Origin of the sequence: Pelagicoccus enzymogenes (assembly GCF_014803405.1) — a bacterium.
In the GTDB taxonomy this organism is placed as follows: domain Bacteria; phylum Verrucomicrobiota; class Verrucomicrobiia; order Opitutales; family Opitutaceae; genus Pelagicoccus; species Pelagicoccus enzymogenes.
The window spans coordinates 146,351-168,472 of sequence record NZ_JACYFG010000032.1 but is presented as its reverse complement, the minus strand read 5'-3'; the positions used below and the strand labels follow the sequence as shown (position 1 = coordinate 168,472).

The 22,122-nt window shown below is 56.5% G+C and carries 12 protein-coding genes; 11 read left to right on the top strand and 1 reads right to left on the bottom strand.

Going from position 1 to position 22,122, the window contains the following annotated elements; translation table 11 throughout:
• The first annotated feature begins 122 nt into the window (after positions 1-122).
• The 7 genes from IEN85_RS11320 (at position 123) to IEN85_RS11290 (ending at position 11,242) form a co-directional block, all read left to right on the top strand.
• Positions 123-1,514 (top strand): cellulase family glycosylhydrolase, encoded by a 1,392-nt coding sequence (locus IEN85_RS11320; RefSeq protein WP_191617199.1) that lies wholly within the window; start codon positions 123-125, stop codon positions 1,512-1,514.
• Between the two features lie 85 nt (positions 1,515-1,599).
• Positions 1,600-2,457, top strand: a complete 858-nt coding sequence (locus IEN85_RS11315; RefSeq protein ID WP_191617198.1) for a VOC family protein — start codon at positions 1,600-1,602, stop codon at positions 2,455-2,457.
• Between the two features lie 474 nt (positions 2,458-2,931).
• Positions 2,932-4,386: a BNR-4 repeat-containing protein gene (locus IEN85_RS11310; protein WP_191617197.1), complete on the top strand. Its 1,455-nt coding sequence runs from the start codon at positions 2,932-2,934 to the stop codon at positions 4,384-4,386.
• Positions 4,387-4,537: 151 nt separating this feature from the next.
• Positions 4,538-6,457, top strand: coding sequence for a DUF4955 domain-containing protein (locus IEN85_RS11305; RefSeq protein WP_191617196.1), 1,920 nt, complete (start codon positions 4,538-4,540; stop codon positions 6,455-6,457).
• A 26-nt stretch (positions 6,458-6,483) separates the two neighbouring features.
• Positions 6,484-7,872: a sulfatase gene (locus IEN85_RS11300; protein WP_191617195.1), complete on the top strand. Its 1,389-nt coding sequence runs from the start codon at positions 6,484-6,486 to the stop codon at positions 7,870-7,872.
• 266 nt (positions 7,873-8,138) lie between these two features.
• Entirely contained in the window at positions 8,139-9,743 is a 1,605-nt protein-coding gene (locus IEN85_RS11295; protein WP_224772574.1) for a BNR-4 repeat-containing protein, read from the top strand.
• Between the two features lie 41 nt (positions 9,744-9,784).
• Positions 9,785-11,242, top strand: a complete 1,458-nt coding sequence (locus IEN85_RS11290) for a BNR-4 repeat-containing protein (RefSeq protein WP_191617193.1) — start codon at positions 9,785-9,787, stop codon at positions 11,240-11,242.
• Here the strand turns inward: IEN85_RS11290 and IEN85_RS11285 are convergent.
• A complete protein-coding gene (locus IEN85_RS11285; protein ID WP_191617192.1) occupies positions 11,234-12,268 on the bottom strand; it encodes a LacI family DNA-binding transcriptional regulator in 1,035 nt (344 codons plus the stop codon). The genes IEN85_RS11290 and IEN85_RS11285 overlap by 9 nt on opposite strands.
• A gap of 115 nt (positions 12,269-12,383) precedes the next feature.
• Between IEN85_RS11285 and IEN85_RS11280 the strand changes: the two genes are divergently transcribed.
• The 4 genes from IEN85_RS11280 (at position 12,384) to IEN85_RS11265 (ending at position 22,053) form a co-directional block, all read left to right on the top strand.
• Positions 12,384-14,705, top strand: coding sequence for an alpha-L-rhamnosidase-related protein (locus tag IEN85_RS11280; protein ID WP_191617191.1), 2,322 nt, complete (start codon positions 12,384-12,386; stop codon positions 14,703-14,705).
• Between the two features lie 136 nt (positions 14,706-14,841).
• On the top strand, positions 14,842-17,166 hold the full coding sequence (locus IEN85_RS11275) for an alpha-L-rhamnosidase-related protein (RefSeq protein WP_191617190.1): 2,325 nt from the start codon (positions 14,842-14,844) through the stop codon (positions 17,164-17,166).
• Between the two features lie 72 nt (positions 17,167-17,238).
• Positions 17,239-18,621 carry a sulfatase family protein gene (locus tag IEN85_RS11270; RefSeq protein WP_191617189.1) on the top strand — a complete coding sequence of 461 codons (1,383 nt, stop codon included), beginning with the start codon at positions 17,239-17,241 and terminating at the stop codon, positions 18,619-18,621.
• A gap of 189 nt (positions 18,622-18,810) precedes the next feature.
• Complete coding sequence (locus IEN85_RS11265; RefSeq protein WP_191617188.1) at positions 18,811-22,053, top strand: glycosyl hydrolase; 3,243 nt, start codon at positions 18,811-18,813, stop codon at positions 22,051-22,053.
• Positions 22,054-22,122 lie beyond the last annotated feature (69 nt).

The window sequence follows — 22,122 nt, the reverse complement described above, 5'->3', positions numbered from 1 at the left end:
GGCCAAAGCGACAGGATAACAGACCCCCAAGTTGCGTACTCTCCTTTACTCACTCAGCATGGATCCAGCTACTTCTGCGTCCTGCCTTCAAGAAGCCTCATCAGCACCCTAGAGAACATAAAATGAACTTCAAAACCGGACTTCTAATCTTACTCTTCACCGCTCTCCCGGCCGCTTGGTCAAGCCCAGCCGACAACGGCCTCCGGGACCCGGAAGGCCGACACGTCATCCCCAGAGGATTCGTCATTGTAACGAGCTACCGCAACACCGACATCGACTTCGCCGCCGATGATTACTTGCGAATGGTTCGGCTGGGAGCAAATTCACAGGTCATCAGGCTGGAGCTCGGCAAGCTCAGCCACTTTGAGGGAGCAACCGTGGACACTAACTACCTGGAGAGACTCGACGCTCTCGTCGAGCATGCCAAACAGGCAGGCATAACCACAGTCTTCAAAATGACCACCTACGGCGTGAAGTTCAGCTGGGAAGGATTCTGGGCAAACAAGAACAACGAGCACAGCACCTACATCGACGCCTGGAAACTGATCTGGGAACGGTATCAGGAAGAGCCCTACGTCATCGGATACGACCTGATCAACGAGCCACGCAAGCTCACGATGGAAATCTCCTATGACGAGCTGGTGAAGGACCACCTCATACCGCTTTACCAACGTATCATCGACGAGCACGATAAGTTCAACCCCGAGAAGCTCTGCCTCCTACAAAGCATTTTTCAAAACAAAGGCCACAAGACTGACGGCATTCAATACACCGAGATCAAGTATCCAGTAGATCGCGACAACATCGTTTTCGCCCCACACATCTACCAGAAAAACATGGAGTTCATCACCCCCGAGCTAGAGCGCTTCCAAAATGAGGGCTCCGTGCTGAAAGCTCCCATCTTTATTGGCGAATGGGGCTACCCTACCTTCAGATACGGCACTGATGACTCCGTATTCGGAGAAATTGGACAACTCGAATACATGAAATTCTATATTCACACAGCCCAAGAAATGGATCGTCTCGGCATGGGAGCGATCAAAGCCTGGTTTCTCGGATCTAAATCCTACGGCAATTTCCTTCCTCACGGTGAGTCGACTTGGGCAATCTTCACCGACGACGAACTGATCGGCGACACCGAACGGAAGTACATTACCGACATCATCGCCCGGCCCTATCCACAAGCAATCGCGGGAGACATCGAATCATTCTTCTTCGATTTCGCTACGCGCACGCTCACCGCAAAAATCACCACCGACAACAGCCTCGGAAGCTCCCGCATATTCGTTGGAGCCAACCGTCACTACCCAGACGGCTTCACACTCTCCATCGGCGATAGCCTCGTCCTTTCTCAAGACCCCCTTCATGGAGACCGCCTAGAGGTGAACAAGAGCCACCCGAATGCCTCGGCGGCAGCGATCATCTGGGACCCCATGAGACAGCAAATTATCATCGAAAGTTGGCCCGTAGATAAGAAAAGCATCGAGATCAAGCTCTCGCCCGGCACGCCATAGTCGCGCGCTCACGCCAATCGCCTGAGGCACGCAAATGAAAGCAGCCCTTGTCCCCACGCTAGCGGCAATCTGCTTTTGGACCCCAATGAAAGCTGAACAAGAACTTCCCATCGTTGGCATTGCTCACGTGGCCTTCCAGGTTTCGGATCTCGAGCAATCCGCCCATCAATACGCAAGCTACTACGGTTTCGAATCCGCCTTTTCCACAAATGAGGGCGAAGGATCGGAGTATCTAAAAATCAACGACGAGCAGTTTCTCAAACTCGTTCAGGTACCGGAAGAAACGGATGACAACCGCCTCATCGAAATCGCATTTCAAGTGCGCGATCTTGAGCTCACCACAAACCTTTTGAGGAAGATAGGGCTGAAACCGTCGGAGATCTACCCCAGCCTCGATGGTTCCTTAACCAGTGCGCTCACCGATCCAGACGGACACCGCTTGCTCTTCCTCGAGTACATCCCAGACTCTTTGCAGGCGAAAACTCGCGGGGAACATTTGGGCTCTCACAGGCTCTCCGTCAGGCTACAGCACGTCGGCCTTACAGTACGCTCCGAGCCAGCCGCAAATGCCTTTTATCGAGAAGCGCTCGGTTTCCAAGAAACATGGCGTGGATCCCGAAACGACGACGGACCGGACGCTTGGGTGAACATGCAAATGCCCGGCGAGCATGGCGACTACATCGAATACATTTTGATCGACGGCATGGTCCCCTCCAGAAAGCAACTCGGCTCTATGCACCACCTCTGCCTCCTAACGGAGGACATTCAATGGGTGCACCGCCAGCTCCTCCGCAACGGTTTGCCGGACCTCGACCGACACAAACCCATGGTCGGCCGCAGCAACCGCTGGCTCCTCAACGTACACGACCTCGACGGTACGCGAACAGAGTTCATGGAAGCCAAACTCGCCTTCGAGGAGTCGAGCTCCGGCGAGAAGCATTAGCATCGCATGCGGAGGCTCCTCGACGCAAACAACTACGCGATCACGTGGTAGTTGCGCGGTGCTCTGACTGATATGCTTAGCGTTCAAAAGCCTAGGATGTGAAACGGCACCAAGACTCACCCAAAGGGCATTAATAGAACTCGCATCGACACCCAGGCTCAAAGAGGGTTCGCTCATCGAACAGTATGAATTTGGGAGTGATTCTCTTCTCTGCTTAATACCTCATTATCTCAGCCTGTCCATTTCAGGCCGCTTCGGTTCGACTCCTATACCCCCCTCAACCCCAAAAACATGACGAGTACTCAATTTTCCCGCAGCGACGTTTGCGACGCCCCAAAGGCTCCCGTGAGGTGATGGCGTCACTTCGTGTCCCAAAGCCAAGAACTTTCCCCTTCAACGAATGCCGGTAACACCAAATCCCCAAGACAAAATCCTTTGCGGTCCGCTGGTACGAAAAACACTGCAAGCAACCCCATGAAAACAAAACAGTCTATCGTCGTTTCCCTCCTCGTCGCTTTCGGAGCCTTGCTGGGCGCTTGCTCGAAGCCAGCGCCCAAGACCGCTACCACGCCCTTCTTCGCCACCAACGGCTGGGGCGAGGGCGTCGCCATCGTCCAACACCCGGCAGGCGAACACAAGGACGGCATAACCTATGTTTTCTACCAAGGCTTGCTCGAAGACCCCTACGTCGCTGCGTACGACCACGAAAAAAAGGAATGGCTCGGTCCCTTCAAAGCAGGCACCAGCACTCTTGGAAAAGACCCTAAAGGAAAAATCGACAGCCACGGCAAGCCCACCATGATCATCGACGATCTCGGCTACATCCACATTTTCTACGGTGGCCACGGTGGAGATAAAGCGATACACGGCGAGAACCCTTTCGGCAATTCCGCCCTCGGCGAAAACCGCCATTCCGTATCCAAAAAACCACTCAACATCACCGAGTGGGAAGACCTCAACAACATTTCCCCCTTCGGCACCTACAACCAAGCCGTCAAGATGGACAACGGTGACCTTTACCTGTTCTACCGTCACGGCGCTCACCGCAGCGACTGGGTGTATCAAAAATCTACTGACCACGGCCGTACCTTCGAAGCACCCGTCCCCTTCCTCAAGCACAAGCGGCGCGCTGACGACATCGGCTCGGATAGCTGGTACGCATTCGCCACCAAAGGCCTCAAAGATGAAATCGTAGTAGGTTTCGACTACCACTACTGCTGGGACCAAGACGCGCCTCGCAACAACCGAGGGGGCCACTCCACCGAGCGAAAGAACCTCTACTACATGACCTTCAACACCGCTACGAAGGTCTGGCAAAACATCCACGACGAACCGCTCAACATCCCGCTCACCAAGGAAGAAGCCGATGTCAAAACCCTCGCCGTCGATACCGGTGAAAAGTGGACCTTCAACGGTTCCACCCAAGTTGACGCCGAAGGCATCCCTCACATCGCCGCCTACATCGGAGAAGACATTGGCTGGCAAATCGGCGGCCCGAAAAACGCCCGCTACTTCCGCTGGGACGGTGAAAATTGGGCAGGAAACTTCGAAAACGGCCTCCCCATCGGCCGCGGAGACTTCCTCGTATCCGGCAAACAAGTACGCTTTCTCCTGAGCGGCGTCGATCCCTCGGTCGACCGCACCATCGTGCGCTGGTGGGAAAGCCAAGACGGCGGAGCCAGCTTCGCGCCCGGCAAAGAGCTCCTGCGCTTCGGAGACTACTTCGAACCCGAATCCAAGAATCTCTACGGAGATCGCCCGGCTTCGCTCAGCAACCTGGATAGCCCCGGCTCCGCTGCCAGCGCCTTCATCCGCAACGCCCACCCCGACGCTCGCATCATCGTCGCAGAGAAACCGGACGGCACCCCCTACCGCCGCATGTACCTCGTCGGAGACGAGGGCCCGATCCGAAGAAGAACACAGGACTAAAAACCTCGTTTCCAAATTCCATCAAACTCGCAACGCCTTCGCATTTAACACTAATTGTAGGATTTGTTCGCCGAGGCTGGCAACACCTGGAACCAGTTACAATCTACTACAAAACAGCCAGCACTAGCCTGTTATCACCTTCACGCTCAAAATGAATATCTTACGTGCAATTTTAGCTCTCACAGTCACTGCATCATTTGCCCAACTATCGAATTCCCAAAACATTGCTCCCTCCTGGATCGACTTCGTCGACGGACGCGCCGAAGGGCGCGAAACCATCTTCCCCGACTACTCCTTTGCCGGTTACCATTTCTCCGAACGCCCGATTCCGGACACGTCCTCCTGGACGCAGCTCCAGGTAACTGACTTTGGAGCCATCCCCGACGATAATTTGATAGACATCGAGGGCATCCAAGCTGCGCTCGACGCCGCTCACGCTATCGAAACTCCCGTCGTGGTCAACTTCCCCGCCGGCCGTTTCATCCTCGGCGCTGGCGAACTGAAAGACCATGTTCTGGAAATCAACCGCAGTCACATCGTCCTCAAAGGAGCGGGTGACGCACCAGGCGGTACCGAACTCTACTTCCACGAATACCGAGACAAGGAACTGCCTGAAAAACCAAGACTGCTGGTCCGCCCCAAGGATTACAACCGTATCGAAAAAGATAAGACAGTACTCGCTCAATGCAACGAACTTATACCGCTGGGAGCTTTCTCCATAACCGTAAACGATCCTAGCAAGCTCTCTGTCGGGCAAGACATCACGCTCTTCCACCAAAGCCTCGAAGCGGTACACAAAGTAGCCGAAGGCCTCACCTTCAATCCGCTCTGGAACATGGGCAAAGGCGGCATTCGTATCTACGAGGAACATACAATTACCGCAATCGACGGTAATCGGGTCACCTTCAAAAACCCGGTGCAACTCCACATACCAGCAGGAGCAGGTACCACCCAACTCTGGCCCTACGAGCCTATCGAGGAGGTCGGAATCGAGGGGATACGCTTCAGCAGCGGTTGGGCCCACTACCCGCAAGAGTTCAAACACCATTTGAATTGGGAAGTCGACTACGCTTACAAAGGCCTCCACCTCATGGCCGTAAAAAACTCTTGGATACGCAATTGCACGATCGCGGACTGGAACGTAGGACTCAACATCGACGACGCCCTCGCCGTCACCGTGGAAGACGTAACCTTTAGCGGAAAAGCTGGCCACACTTCTGGCTACCCTCGTGACTCCTACGGCGTACTCTTCAACCGCATCGTCAATGAAACCGACAACTGGCATGGTATCGGATTCCGCTGGACCACTACCGCTTGCGTCTTCCTCGACTCGGTTATGACCGAGGACCAGTCCGTCGATTGCCACGGCTACCATCCGTATTCGAACCTTATTGACAGCGTCAAAGGTGGCCGCTTCTCACACAACGGCGGCAACCAAGGCAGCTACCCGAATGGCGGCCCGCACATCACCTTCTGGAACTTCGAGCACAACGCCAGCGCCCCAAGCACCACTTACGACTTCTGGTCGCCAGAAGTGCGAAAGATCCACAACTACGTGAAACCAAACTTCGTGGGCCTCCGCTCCCCCGGTGAAGCAATAATTTTCGAAGATGTGAACAAAGGTGAGGTCGGCATCGACGAACTGCGCGAACAAGTCGCCTATCCACCCTCCCTCTTCCGGGCCCAGTTGCAGCTCCGCCTTCACGGAAGCTTCATCACCGCCAACAACGCCGCCCCCGGCCACCCCGCCGAACTTGCCAACGACGGCGACCCGACAACCAAATGGATTTCCGATGGCGAACTGATCGGCTCGGAACTCATCCTCGATCTCGGCACCCGCCAAACCGTATCCGGAGCAAAGATACAAGAAGACACAGGAAACGTCGACGGATACCAGCTACACGCTTGGCAAGACGGAGGCTGGGTCAAAATTCACGACGGCAAGAAGATAGGCTCCGACCACAGCGTGACCTTCGATCCCGTCGAAACCCGTCGCGTGAAGCTGGTGCTCAACAGAGCAGCACGTGCCACCCTCGCGGCCATTGCCGAATTCAATCTCATTAGCCAATAAGACTTATTCCTACCAACCTTTCCCTAATGAAAAAAGTCGTTACTCTTTTATTGTTCGTCACAGGAACCTTCGCCAGTTTCGCTGATAACTCGAACGGCTCAAAGCCAAACGTTTTATTCATCGCGATTGACGACTTGCGACCAGAACTCGGCTGCTACGGCGACACAGTTGCCAAAACACCCCACATCGATCGCCTTGCCTCAGAGGGAACGCTCTTTCAACGAGCCTACTGCCAAGTCGCAGTCTGCGGGGCATCGCGCGCCAGCATGATGACCGGGATCCTGCCTACGAAAACGCGCTTCGTGGACTACCTCGCAAGGGCGGACGTCGACACCCCGCATGCCACCACCATCGCACAAGCCTTCAAGGAGTCAGGCTACACCACGCTTGCCCATGGAAAGATCTTTCACAAAAGCGATGACACTGCTGATCGCTCTTGGAGTGAAAAGCCGCGAGGCACAGGGCTCAGCCACAAAGTCAGCTACGACCCAGCAACCACCGAAACGAAATCGGAACGCGGAAGTGGTCTCTTCTACGAGAGCGTGGATGTTCCGGACGAGGCCTACACCGATGGCCTAGTTGCGGCTCGCACAATCGAGGATCTGCGAAGGTTCAAAGAGAGCGGCAAGCCCTTCTTTATTGGCTGCGGATTCATCCGTCCACATCTCCCCTTCTACGCCCCCAAAAAGTATTGGGATTTGTATGACGCTGATGACATCCCACTTGCAGCCTTCCGAGAGCGGCCCAAACACGCACCAGAATCACTGAGGGGATCCAACGAATTCAAGACCTACGAACTGGGCGACTACGATTTAGAGTCGGACGCCTTTCACCTAAAAATGCGGCACGGCTACCTTGCCGCAACCAGCTACGTCGACAAGCTTGTGGGTGACGTGCTGAATGAACTCGAAGCGCTCGGTCTGGCCGAGAATACGATCGTCGTGATCTGGGGCGATCATGGTTGGCACTTGGGCGAGTACGATTTCTGGGGCAAACACAACACCATGCATCTCGCCACCCGCATTCCCCTCATCGTGAAAGCGCCGGGAAAACCGCAAGGCGTTTCCACTGACGCCTTGATTTCCAGTGTCGACTTGTTCCCGACCCTTTGCGCTCTGGCTGGAATCGATGTTCCCGCATCGGTCCAAGGTAAGAGCTTCGCCGCCGTACTAAGCGATCCAGAGGCAGCGATCAACGAGGTCGTTTATACTCGATACAGAAACGCGGACGCGATCGTCACCGAACGTTACAACTACAGCCTGTACGAAAACGGAGAAGAGATGCTCTACGATCTGCAGATTGATCCGGGAGAAACCGTGAACCGTGTCGGCAATCCTGAATACAAGTCGATCCTTTCCAGACTCCGCGAGTCATTGAAGGAGCAGATCGCCTTTGCCGAGTCCGCGAGCATTTGAAATTGAAGAGGACTAATAATCTGCGTTGATGGACGGTCGCGGAGCTGTCGAGTCTGGAAGCGTTCGCGAAACTCTCGTAACCGCTCACAGTGGCCGAAATTAGCCATCGATTCGTATCGATATGAAAACAGTCGTAGCAGGGTCCGAGAGAGGAGTAGCATCCCCGCCCCGAAATTAAAACTCCCAAACTGCTTATGTTGAAAGCTCCTGCTCTCCCTCTTGTCGCACTTGCGGCAATCCTGACACTTGGCGCCTGTACTGAGGCCATGACAGAGAAGGAATACCTCGCTCAACGAGAGGCGTTGATCGAGAACGAATCCACGCATGACCGAGCGCTACCCGCCCTCCTCAAACTGATGGAGGACGAGGACACGTTCAGCAGGGAGTTCTGGCATTTCAAGATCGACCAATACTTGTACGGGCAGTACCCGGACTTCCAAAGAATCTACGACGCTTACCGCGAGGGGAAGGCCTTCACCGACATATACGACCTTGACCTCGAGTCCACGCTCGCCGCCACTCCTGACGTTTCGGACAACCTGCCTCTCCCTGAAATCCCCGATGGGCATTTTTCCGACAACCTGCCCAACAACACCCACACAGGCTCCACTCTGTTCGTCGACGGAAAAGTTTATGTCTCATACGAGGGTCATCTCACCGATCCCTACATCGCGAGCTTCGATGTCGAGAACCACGTGTGGGATGGACCCTACAAAGCGGGGCATAGCACGCTTTCCAAGAACGGCAGAAAAATCGACAGCCACGGTCGCCCCGCCCTGCAAGTAAATGGCGATGGCCACTTTCACATCGTCTTCGGCGGACATGGCGGCGAATGGGAAGACGGCCTCAACCCGATGTCCTTCGATACGCCGCATGCGGGCGGACGCATGCTCCACGTCGCTACCGAAAAACCAGGCGACATCAGTTCCTGGATACAAAAAGACGACATCTCCCCTTTCGCCTCCTACACGAAAATCATGAAAATGGGCAACGGCGACATCTATTTCTTCACCCGTGCCGGCACCCACAAGTCTCCATGGATCTACTACAAGATGGAGAACGGTTCCCAAACTTTCGGGGAGCCGGTTAAGATCACCTGGCCCACCATTAGCGAGGGAGATCCCGTCGATGTGGATACATTCTACATCAATCCGAAGAAGGTTTCCGACACGGAAATCCTCATCACCTTCCTCTGGCACATCTGCAACTTCCGCGAAATCCACAACAAGGTTCACTACAGCCGCATCAACACCTACTACATGAAGTTGGATACAAGCGACGACACCTTTTACAACGTGGAAGGCAAAAAGCTGGAGGTGCCCATCACTAAGAAAATAGCCGACACCTACGCACTCGCTTACGACTCCGAAGCAACCGGCGAAACCAGCTTCAGCACCGAACCGCTTCCAGATCAGGACGGCAAGCCTTCCGCCGCCTACATCGCGCTGGGCCAAGGATATCGCGAGTGGCGCATGGTACAGTATCAGGATGCCGAATGGGTCCACAGCCTCCCCATGCCCGGCACCGAATCCCGAACTTTGATCGATGAAAACGGGAAACCGGTAAAGCGAATCTTCGACCTCGAAAGAATCGAAAGCAAAGACAAATCCAAAACAGCCGCCGTTCTCTACACCGATGATAACGGCAACGCTGCCTTCGGCATCGCTAGCACAAGTTCCGAACTAGGCACAGTGGGACAAGACTGGAAAGTCGACAAGGTTTTCGCATCCGTACCCAAATCTCGAATGGAATTCCAAGCTGTTCGCAACGATGACGGCAAAGCGGAAGCGATCATCCTGAACATTCGCAAAGGAAAAGCCCAACGCCTCTACCTCTGGCACGACGGCCAATTTTGGCCAACTAACAAGTAACGCCTCCTAAATCGACTCAACCGACTTGCCCAATTTTCAAGATGATCACCATCAAGCTTGCAGCGTTCGCGACAGCCTTCATTGCGATGGCCTGTACCCTAAGTGCCGAAGTCACCCTAGAAGCGGAAATCCACCTCAACGACCAGTCGCTATACTTTGACGGGAAAAAGGTCGGACGCGACGCACCCAATCGCGAGGGAGCCTACGACTACTTCTTCGGCAACGCGCTCGTTCCACACGGCGACTGCATCAAAACCTTCAAGCAATATGTCTTCCTGACTTGGTACCGCGGTGGAAAAGAGGACCGTCACGTCATGCTTACTCGCCTCGACACGGATACGGGCAAGCAAGTCACAATCGAGTTTCCCCACCGCCATACCGGCTACGTCAACAAATGGTGGATCGGCGAAACCCACAACACCATCGCTGTAGGCATCAGCCCCAAGAACGGCACCATCCACCTGCTCTACGACATGCACGCCTACCGCCCGGGATTCACGGATGACGGCGCCTTCGACCAAGACTACTTCCGTTACAGCTACTCGATCCCCGACGCTGCCACAGTTCCCGACGAGGATTTTAATCTAGACCTTTTCATGAAGTCTCCAGATGGCGACTACAAGCACCTCACCATGGACGGCGTAGAAAACGCTGAGGTATGGGGCCGCCTCACCTACCCTACCTTTTTCCTCAATGACGAGGGCGACCTATTCATGTACATGCGCAAGGGCTCCGCGTACAACGGCCGGTACTTCATTTGCAAATACGACGGCGAATCCAAATGGAACGAACCGATCTACTTCAACGTAGACAATGCCAACCAGCACGGACTCGACTTCACCTATGGGGTGTATGGAAGAATGAAATACGCAGACGGGAAAATCCGGGTGGCCTTCCAGCGTCGAAACAACGACCGCCAAGATCGATACATCTACCAAAACGGAGTGTACTACGCCTCGTCCGACAACCCAAACGGCAAAGACGATTGGAAAAACCACAAGGGCGAACCCTTCGAGCTCCCGCTCGCGGATCCAAGCTTCATCAAAGTCTACGAACCGGGCGACTACGTAGCGACCACCCAAAAGGATATGGTCCACATGGTTGGCTACTTCGACTTCAACGTTACCGATCGCGGAGACGAGCACATCATATCCCGCGTAAGGGACAACGAGAACGATGTCACCAAATTCCACCACGCCTACAGAGCGAGCGGCGAGTCCGACTTCACTGTCACCACCGATTTCGCTGGCGGCGTCGAGTTGTACGCGGCCGGCAACTACATCCTCATGATCACGCTCAAGGACGGACGTCCCTTCGTGCAACGTACAGAAGGCGGCACCAACCATTGGCAAACCGTCTACGAGCCCACATCCGGCCGAATCTTCGACAAAGGCATCCCCCACATTAGCAACGGAAAACTCTACTACTACCTCAAGGAACCCGGTTCCGGCGACACACGTACCACCTACCTGCAGATCATCGATCTAGACCTAAACTAGGCCTTCCCGAAGCGTCTTTCCGGTCCGGACTTCGCCCACCACCAAGCTAACGCAACGACTCTCCGGAATTCCCTTTTCATTCCGAAACAGCTGAGCGGCAACCGTGTCCACAGCCAATTTCCCAAGGGTTTTGAGCGGCAGGTGGATTCCCGAGTAGTCCAGCGAATCCGCCATGATCGCTGGCGTTGCGATCTCCACATCCTGCGGCACTCTCACTCCAATGGAATCTAGCCACCTACGCACATCGTCGTAAACCGTAACAATGACCTCAGGCTTGTATTCACTGTACCACTTCAGGAAAACGGCAGGCTCCCATTGTTCCGATATCAATGCAGGGACCCGCATGTCCGTCTCCAGCTCTTCCTGAAAGAAATCGAAAGCTGACCGAAACTGAAAGCGAACTCGCCTATTGATAAACCCAGACAAGGCCAAACCGATCCTCCGGCCCTTCTTCCTAAACAACCGAGAAAAGAGCAGCTCCATATTTCCAAGATGATCGAAGCCCACACTGTGGAATCTTGGATACGCGATGGAATCGCCGATTATCACCGTGGAAAAGCAGTCCCATTCCATATCCAGCTGAACCTTCGACCCTCGGTGCGGACCAATCACGACCCCATGTATTCCCCGGCTCTGCAGGATCCCTTTTAATCGATCCCACGACAGATCCGGATTTTCGTAGTGAAACACCTCCAAATGATACCCCAGTTCGTTCGCCCGTTCTCGAGCCCCGTCGTAAGCGCCCATGTGAGGAAACCCTTGCGCCAACATCTGCTTCAGTGGCCGATCCGACAAATAGGCCAGGGTCGCGAGGTACCCCGCTTTCGATTCCGCACGCCTTACATTCGCCAAATGAGCTGACACGAGCGGATTCGCTACATACCCCATCTCCATCGCAATCCTCTGGATACGTTCTCGCGTCGCCGCAGCGCATTGAGAGTCCTCTTTGAGAGCATAAGCCACCGTTGACTTTGAAACGCCCGCCCGCTCCGCGATATCCCGAATCGTTACCCGTCTTCCCGACATTCGGTCTCAATATCCCTCACAATTTTGGACGTGTCCAGAACGGAATTCCTGTCAGCGAACGGGTGCCTCTACTATCCTGAGCCACTTATAATCTAGAGTTCCCCCCCCCTATTTAATGAGGCTATTCACCTTTATTCTTGTCCTTGTCGTTTCCGCTTTGCGCTCTTCTGCCGTTGGCTCCGAAAATTGGAACGGCCACTGGATTTGGCAAGATGCCGAAAGCCCCGGCCAATCTTGGGTCGCCTTCCGCAAGGTCTTCGACCTCGACGAAAAGCCATCCGAAGCCCTCGCCTCCATCGCCGTCGACACCAAGTACTGGCTCTGGGTCAACGGCCGACTCGTGCGCTTCGAAGGCGGCCGCGCTGGAGCGCCTTCCATGGCCCAGCCGTGGAAACGGGTTAAGCCGGTCGAGGAAATGCCCGCTTCGGAAAAGCCGCGCAACACCTGGTACCAGCAGCTCGACCTCGCCCCCTACCTCGTCGAAGGCGAAAATACCGTCGCCATCCTCGTTTGGCATTGGGGACGCGAAACCCATAAGGGCTACCACATCGATTCCGGCCAAGGCGGACTCTATTTCCAACTCGATCTTCCCAATAAAACCCTTTCTTCCGACTCTAGCTGGAGAGCCATTCAACACCCTGCCTACGATCCCGAAGCGGGCGAAGTGGATCGCATGGTCGTACGCTCCGATGTCGCGTTCGACGCCAACAAGAGCCTTGGCGACTGGACAGAAAAGGCGTGGTACAAAAACAACTACAACGACGCCTCCTGGCCCGCCGCCACCGAAAAAGGACGCGTCCCCGACGCCCCTTGGCACGACCTCGTCCTCGACGACGTCCCTCATCTCTTCGACCACGGGCTGAAAAGCTACACTGCCTTCTCAAGCGGCCATTTCCCCTTCGTCAGCGACGGCACTCCCATCAAAGCCCGCCTCCCCGCCAACCTGCAAGTCACTCCGTACCTCGTAATCGAATCGCAATCAGGCGGTGAACTCATCACCATCGAAACGGAAAACAAGCTCAACCGCGTCGAAACCTACTACACTACCCGTCCCGGCAAGCAGGCCTACGAAGGCTACTCCTGGATGAATGGACACGAAGTCATTTATGACATCCCCGCCGGCGTGACAGTACACGATCTCAAATACCGTTGGCTCAGCGTCGGCCAAATCGAAGGCAGCCTTACAACCTCCGACGGCGACTTGCAACGCCTTTGGGACATGGGCGCCAACACGCTCATGGTCTGCGCTCGGGACAACTTCATGGACTGCCCCGACCGCGAACGCGCCCTCTGGATCGGAGACGTCGCCGACCAAACCAGCTACCTATTCTACGTCATGGGCGACGACGGCCGCGCCCTCCTCCGCCGCGCCATCCGCTCCACCTTCCTCTTTAGCGAGGATGGAAGCTACGGCGCCCTCGGTCCCTTGCGCCTCCGCGACCTGCTTAGCCAAAACCTCCAGTTCGCCTTCCAATGCGTCTGGGAATACTACCTCAACACCGGCGACCGCGAGACCCTCGAGTTCTCCCTCCCCTACATTCGCACCTACCTCGCCAAATGGGAAATGGGCGACGACGGCCTCCCCATCCTCCTCACCGGCACCAGCCCCGACCGCTGGAACTGGTACGACTGGGGCGTCAAGGAAACTCAAGACATAACCATCCTGCAAACCGCCCTCTATTACGCCGCCCTCGACTCGCTACGCAAGATGGCCGACGAACTAGGCGAGCCCGAAACATCCGCCTGGGCCGCCAAGCGCCTCGCCAGCATGAAAGCCGCCTTCGACCAAGCGTATTGGACAGGCAACTACTACAGCAGCGTTCCCGAGAAGCTCCAAGACGACCGAGCCAACGCCATCGCCATCCTTTCCGGCCTGGCCGGCCACGAACGCTACGAAGCCATCGTTGAAAACGTTCTCATCCCCAACCACTACTGCAGCCCGCACTTCGAGTGGATGGTAAACCTCGCGATGTTCGACGCCGGCTATCCCGAAGCCGCCATCGAACGAATGACTACACGCTACCGCGGCCAAATCGACCGCGAGTGGCTCACCACCCTCTACGAAAAGTTTCCCAACGGCGGCAGCTACAACCACGCCTGGAACGCCCCCAACGCCATCATCGCCCGCCGCATCGCCGGCATCGAACCGACCACCCCCGGATGGAAAGAGTTCGTAATCACACCCACCCTCCTCGATATCGAGCACCTCCACCAAAAAGTCCCAAGCATCGCCGGAGTAATAGAATTCGGCTGGGATCGCACCCAAGACACCACCGTATTCAAAATCAAAGTACCCGAAGGCACCCAAGCCCAATTCAAGCTCCCAAAATCCACCCACCCCAAAAACCGCATAACCCTCAACGGCAAAAAAATCGAACCGCCCACCGTTCAGCCCCTAACTCTTCAACCCGGCACCTGGGAAATCATCGCCAAATAACCCCGTAGGGGCGGGCTTTACTGCCCGTCCCGCACAGTCCCCTCAAGCCGTATCAACGGATTCCCACTCAGGATCGCCATCCAGCGATCCTTCCAATCCAAGAATCCGCGGTTAAAAAACGCTCCCAACCGACCAGATGAAGCTCTTCCTCTTTCTAATCACAGCATTCGCCCTCTCCCTGCAAAGCTTCGCCCAAGAAGCCCAATGGATCTGGGGCGATGAAGACGGTCCCGACAACACTTGGCGCTGCTTCCGCAAGGAGCTCACCCTCACCTCGATCCCCGAAGCCGCCGTCGCCAAAGTCGCCGCCGACTCCAAGTTCTGGCTCTGGATCAACGGCGAACAAGTCATCTTCGAAGGTAGCGCCAAACGCGGTCCCCATCCCAATGGAACCTACTACGATCTGGTCGACATCCGCCCCTTCCTCGTCGAAGGACAAAATTCCATCGCCGCCCTCGCCTGGTATTGGGGACGCTCCGGATTCTCCCATGTAGACAGCGGCCAAGGCGGCTTCTTCTTCTCCGCCCAACTCGGTGACACCACTCTCGGCAGCGACGCCACCTGGCACACCCTCGTCCATCCCGCCTACTCGCGCGAAAAAACAGCCGACCCGCAGCCCAACTACCGCCTCTCCGAGCACAACATAAACTACTTCGCGGCCGACAACCAAATCGAGGGCTGGCACGAAAAAACCTACGCTATCACAGACGCCTGGAAACCGGCCGTCCCAAAAGGCGCCGCCGGCGCTCAGCCTTGGGGCGAACTCCGTCAAAACCCACTACCGCTTTGGATGCTCAGCGACCTGCGTCCCTACGAAAACGCCTCCACGCTCCCCAATGCCGGCACCGACCAAACCATCGTCGCCAAACTCCCCTACAACGCCCAAGTCATCCCCTACCTCAAAGTCAACGCCCCCGCCGGCAAAACCATCGACATCCGTACCGACGCCTATCAAGACGGCGGCATCCAAGAAAAGCGCCCCCAGTGGGCTACTCGTAGTGTCTACACCACTACCGACGGCATCCAAGAATTCGAAGCCATCGCTTGGCTCAGCGGTCACGAGGTCCACTACCAAATCCCCGAAGGCGTCGAAATCCTAGAACTCAAGTACCGGGAAACCGGATACGCAACCGAGTTCACCGGCAGCTTCCACTCCGACGACCCCTTCTACAACAAGCTCTGGACCATGGCTCGACGTACTCTCTACATCAACATGCGGGACACCTTCTTCGACTGCCCCACCCGCGAACGCGCCCAGTGGTGGGGCGACGTTGTCAATCAGCTCGGCGAAGTCTTCTACACCTTCGACCTCGAGTCCCACCGGCTCATAAAAAAGGCCATCTACAATCTCGCTGAATTCCAAAAGCCCAACGGACAGCTCTACTCGCCAGTGCCCGGGAAAGATCGATCCGAACTCCCGCTCCAGATGCTCAACAGCGTCGGCTGGTACGGCTTCTGGACGTATTACCTGAACACCGGCGACGCCCAAACCATCCGCGACGTCTATCCCTACGTCAAACGCTACCTCAGCCTCTGGGAGCTCGGCGAAGAGGGTCTGGTCGTCACGCGCAGGGAGGGCATGTGGTTCTGGATAGACTGGGGCGACAACTCCGACTACGGCGTCCTGCAAAACTGCTGGTACTACCTCGCCCAAAAAGCGGCCATCGAAATGGCGAAGCTCACTGGCAACGAGGCCGACGTCGCCGGCTACCGTAGCAACATGCAAAGCATCGAGGACAACTTCGATGCGCTCTGGAACGGCACCGCCTACAACAGCGGCCAATTCAAGCGGGCCAAAGACGCCCCCGACGACCGAGCCAACGCCATGGCAGTGCTCGCCGGTCTTGCTTCACCCAACAAGTATCCCGCCATTAAAAAAGTGCTCGAGGAACAAGAATTCGCCAGCCCCTACATGGAGAAATACGTGCTCGAAGCCCTCTGCGTGATGGGCGAAGAAGAAGCCTCCCTCCAGCGTATGAAGAAACGCTATACAGTCATGGTCGACGCCCCTTACACCACCCTGTGGGAGTTCTGGAAAACCGGCGGCATGGGCACCTACAACCACGGTTGGAACGCCCCCAATACCATCCTCTCCCAATACATCGCCGGCGTCGCCGTCGTAGATCCCGCCTGGGAAACCTACCACGTCAAACCCCAGCTCGGATCGCTCAACTCCATACAAGTCCGCGTCCCCTCCGTCAAAGGCGACATCGACGTCGACATCAACAAAACCGATAAGACCTTCAGCATCCAACTCCTCTCCCCAGAGGAAACTACCGCCCTTGTCGGCATCCCCAAGAAACACTTCGAGATCACAGAAATCAAAGCCAACGACACTCCCATCTGGTCCGGCGAACCAATCGCCAACCTCGAAGGCATCACCCCAGCCGGTGAAGATCAAAACTATCTTCTCTTCACCGTAGCCCCCGGCCAATGGACCTTCACTGCAAAAGCCAAGTAACAGACAAAAACAAAATTCCACTACGTGCCCCTTAGTGTCCTTCGTGGGCAAAAACGAAAACCCAAATTTCACATGCATCATCTACTAAGAAAAATCCTAGCATCCCTCACGCTCACCGCGATTGCCGGCGCATCGGCCACCGCTAACGACCGACCAAACATCATCATGATTCTGTCAGACGACCAAGCCTGGACGGACTACAGTTTCATGGGCCACGAGCACATCCGCACGCCCCACCTCGACAAGCTCGCGGAGAGCGGCGTCGTGTATCCAAGAGCTTATGTCACCACACCGCTCTGCCGCCCCTCGCTCATGACGCTCGCCACCGGCCACTACGCCCGCGAACACAAGATTACCGGCAACGACCCGTCCCCACGACTCGCCCCCAAGGAAGACCCCAAGCACGTCGAGCTCTCTATCGAACTCTTCGAGAATATCGACCGATTGGATACATTGCCCAAAATCTTGGGCGAAGCCGGATACCTCAGCCACCAAAGCGGCAAATGGTGGGAAGGGCACTACAGTCGCGGCGGATTCACTCACGGCATGACCCAAGGCAGCCCCGGTCGCGGCGCACGCCACGGCGACGCCGGCCTTAAAATCGGCCGCCAAGGCATGGACCCTATCTTCGACTTTATCGCCCACGCCCAAGAAGAAGAAAAGCCATTCTACATCTGGTACGCCCCCTTCCTGCCACACACACCGCATACTCCACCGGACCGTATCCTCGAACACTACAACGCCCTCGGCCTCGACCCCGACGTCGCCAAATACTACGCCATGTGCGAATGGTTCGACGAAACCTGCGGCCAACTCATCGACCACCTCGAAGAACAAGGCCTCCGCGAAAACACCCTCATCTACTACGTCTGCGACAACGGCTGGGTACAAACCCCTTCCACCGTCAAAAGCAAAGACGGTTGGCGACACGGCTTTCTCCCCAAGTCCAAGCAAAGCGTCAACGAAGGCGGAGCCCGCTCTCCCATCATTCTTTCCTGGCCTGGCGTCATCGAGCCCGACATCAAGGGCGACCTCGTCAGCAGTATCGATCTTTTCCCTACAGTCCTCAGCGCCGCCAACGTTGACATCCCCGACGGACTCCCCGGCATCGACCTCATGCCTAACGCCCGCGACGGCGAACGCATCGACCGCGACATCATCTTCGGAGACTCCTACGCCCACGACATCGCCGACCTCGACAACCCTGAAGCGTCTCTCCTCTACCTCTGGGCTATCCGCGACCGCTGGAAACTCATCCTCAGCTACGACGGCGAAGTCAATCGATACGCCAACGTCCACCCCCGCGACGTCCCCATCCAGCTTTACGACGTCATCGCCGACCCGCACGAAGAAAACAACCTCGCTGACAGGTATCCTAATATCGTCGCCGACCTCAAAGACGCCATCGAAAACTGGTACCCTCTCACTGAACGCAAACTCGTTTCCAAAAACTAGAGAGACTGCCCACCAAGGACACAAAGAACCACGAAGAGTTTACAAGGTAGCGGCCATGAGCACTTAGTTATGTCGCTCGGTAGTCCCCGATGGCCATCCCCAGATTCCGACTTCCTCCCCCAACGCCTACAATTAGCATAACTTCGTGCACCTTAGTGCCCTTCGTGGGCAATTAATCTTCGATTCCCCATGCGTCACCTCACCAAAACCCTACTCGCCACCGCCACCCTCTTCGCATCCACCGCATCCGCGGCCCCCGACCCCGCTGAATTCGCGAATCCATCCAACCAATACAAGCCGCGAACTTGGATGCACATCATGTGCGGCAACCTCTCCAAAGAGGGCTTCACCCAGGACTTCGAAGCCCTCGCCGACGCTGACATTGGCGGCGCCCTCGTCTTCCACATCGACCGCGGCATCCCCTGCGGCCCGGTCGAATTCGGCAGCGAGGAATTCAACGATATCCTCGCCCACGCCGCCGTCGAAGCCCAACGCGTCGGAATCGAGATGGGCCTGCACAACTGCGACGGCTGGTCCTCCAGCGGAGGTCCCTGGGTCACCCCCGAACAATCCATGAAGAAAGTCGTATTCGCCGAAACTGTCGTTAACGGCGGCAGACAGAGTATCACGCTTCCACGCCCCGACCGCAGCCGCGACTTCTACCGCGACATCGCGGTCCTCGCCTGGCCAGCCTCCAACGACGTCCAACAACTCGCTACCCAAACCGCGAACCTGTCCGCCTCCGCAGCTCGCAACGGAATCGAAGCCCTTCAAGACGGCAACATCGACACAGAAACAATCATCACCGCCGCCGACGACGGCAAAATCTGGATACAAGCCTCCTACCCAGAGCCCGTCACGATCAAGTCCATCGTCACCGAGCAACGTTCCCGCCACGGCGTCTTCACCCTCTACACTTCCGACGACGGCGAATCCTTCCAAGAAGTCGGGACCCTTAACAACGGCCGCATCGGCAAAAATCACTGGACCTCCACTCAAAGTTTCACCGACGGCCTTACCGCCAAACACTTCCGCCTCATTCTCGATCAAAGCTTCCCCGTAAGTCGCTTCGAACTCGTCGCCTACCCACGCTTACCCAATTGGCAAGTGAACAACGCCATGGTCAGCGCCGAAGCCAACCCCTACGACACGCTTCCCACCGACGCTATCATCGCCCCCTCCGACATCCACATCCTCCACCAAGGCAACCTCGAAAGCGACACGCTCAAAACCAATCTCCCCAAAGGCAAGTGGCTCATCACCCGCTACGGCTACACCACCACCAACGCCTTCAACAATCCTGCTTCAGACGCCGGCCGTGGCCTCGAGATCGACAAGCTCGACGCCGCCGCCCTCGACCACCACTTCGAGCAATACGTCGGGAAAGTCGTAAAGGAAGCCCAGGCCCGCGGCTCCAACGCCTTGCTGTATTCAGAAATCGATAGCTACGAGATGGGCGGCAACAACTGGACCGCCAACCTCGACCAACTCTTCTCCGACCGCTGGGGCTACGACCTCACCAAATGGCTACCCACCTTCAACGGCCACGTCATCGAATCAAACGCCGCTACCCATGCCGTGCTCACCGACATGCGCGACCTCGTCGCCGACCTCATGACCCAGAACTACTTCCGCCGCTTCAGCGAACTCTGCCACGAGCACGGCATGCTCGCTTACAACGAACCCTACGGCTTCGGCACCCTCAACGAACTGGAAGTCGGCGGCACCGCCGACAAAACCATGGGTGAATTCTGGGTCCGCGAGGAAGGTTTCGACGGCTTCTTCAACGCTGCCGTCTCATCCGCCCGTATCTACGGCAACAAAGTCATCTCCGCCGAATCCTTCACCTCCTGGCACCAAGTCAACTGGCGCGGCCACCCTTTCTCCATGAAAGTTTACGGCGACCACGCCTGGACCCAAGGCATCAACGAAACCATGTTTCACCGCTACGCCCACCAGCCCAACACCCACGTCATCCCCGGCATGACCATGGGCTCCGTCGGCTCCCACATCGACCGCAACCAAACCTGGTGGCACAACGCCGGCAAAGCCTGGTTCAAATACCTCGCCCGCGGCTCCTACCTCCTTCAACAGGGTCTCCCCGTATCCGATTTCCTGATATTCACTGGCGACAAGCGACCGAACCAAATTCCCCTCTGGAATAGCGGCATCATCCCCGCTGGCTACCGAGGCGACTTCGTCAACGCCGACGTACTCATCCACCGCATCACCGTGCAAGACGGCAAACTGGTCCTTCCCGAAGGGATTTCCTACAAAGCCCTCTACCTACACAACTCCGACCAACTCCGCCTCGCCACCCTCCAACGACTCGAAGAACTCGTCGCCCGAGGCGCCACCATCCTCGGACTCGCCCCCAGCAAGCCCATCGGTTACCGCGAACAAACCGAAAAATCCGACACCTTCTCCAACATCGTATCCAAACTTTGGGCCTCCGAAACCGAGCCAACCCACTACAAAAAAGGCACCGTCATCCCCACCGCCCAAATCGCCGACGGCCTCGCCTATCTCCAACTCGGTCCTGACCTCATCGTCAACGGAGCCCCATCCGCCGACTTCATCCGCCGCAGCATCGGCGACGGCACCCTCTACTTCCTCTTCAACGAGAGCAAGGAGTACCAAGACATGCAGCTCGACTTCCGCGTCACCGGCCTCACCCCCGAGATCTGGGACGCTGACACCGGTACCGTCGAGCAAGTCGTCGACTACCAAAGCGATGCTCTCCGTACCCGATTCCGCCTAACCGTCGAGCCCCACGGCTCCCGCTTCGTCTACTTCCGCAAAGGCAAAGCCCCCGAATTCACTCCCTCCAAACTCCAACTTCTGGATACACTCGGCCAAACAGCAAAGACCGACGAACCCGAGGCCCTCCCGCTCGACCTAGACTGGCAAGTCACCTTTGATAAAAACTGGGGCGGCCCCGGCCAAATCGCCATGCCCGAGCTGCAGGATTGGACCGAGCACAGCGAGGACGGCGTACGCCACTTCTCCGGCACCGCCGTCTACAACGCAACCTTCGAACTCCCCGCCAACTGGGCCAACACCGACACTCCCGTCGCCCTTGACCTCGGCGAAGTCAAAATCGCCGCCGTCATCACAATCAACGGCCAACGCTTTCCCACCCTGTGGAAGCCGCCCTTCGCCCACGACATCAGTTCCGCTCTCAAGCCCGGTCCGAACAGTATCCAAGTTGAGGTTACAAATGTCTGGACCAACCGCCTCATCGGCGACGAGGCCCATCCCGCCAACGACGACTACGATCTCAATGGCACCATGCCCGAATGGTTTTCCAAAAACGAACCCGCCCCCGCGTCCGATCGCTACACCTGGACATCCTGGAACTTCTACGCCACCGACGAACTAAAAACCCTAGAACCCTCCGGCCTCATCGGCCCCGTCCGCCTCGTAAAGTAAACAGGAGGGCAACGCTCCTATCTTTCCACAATGATTAAAAGTTAGATTTGCCACAAAAATGCACAAAAA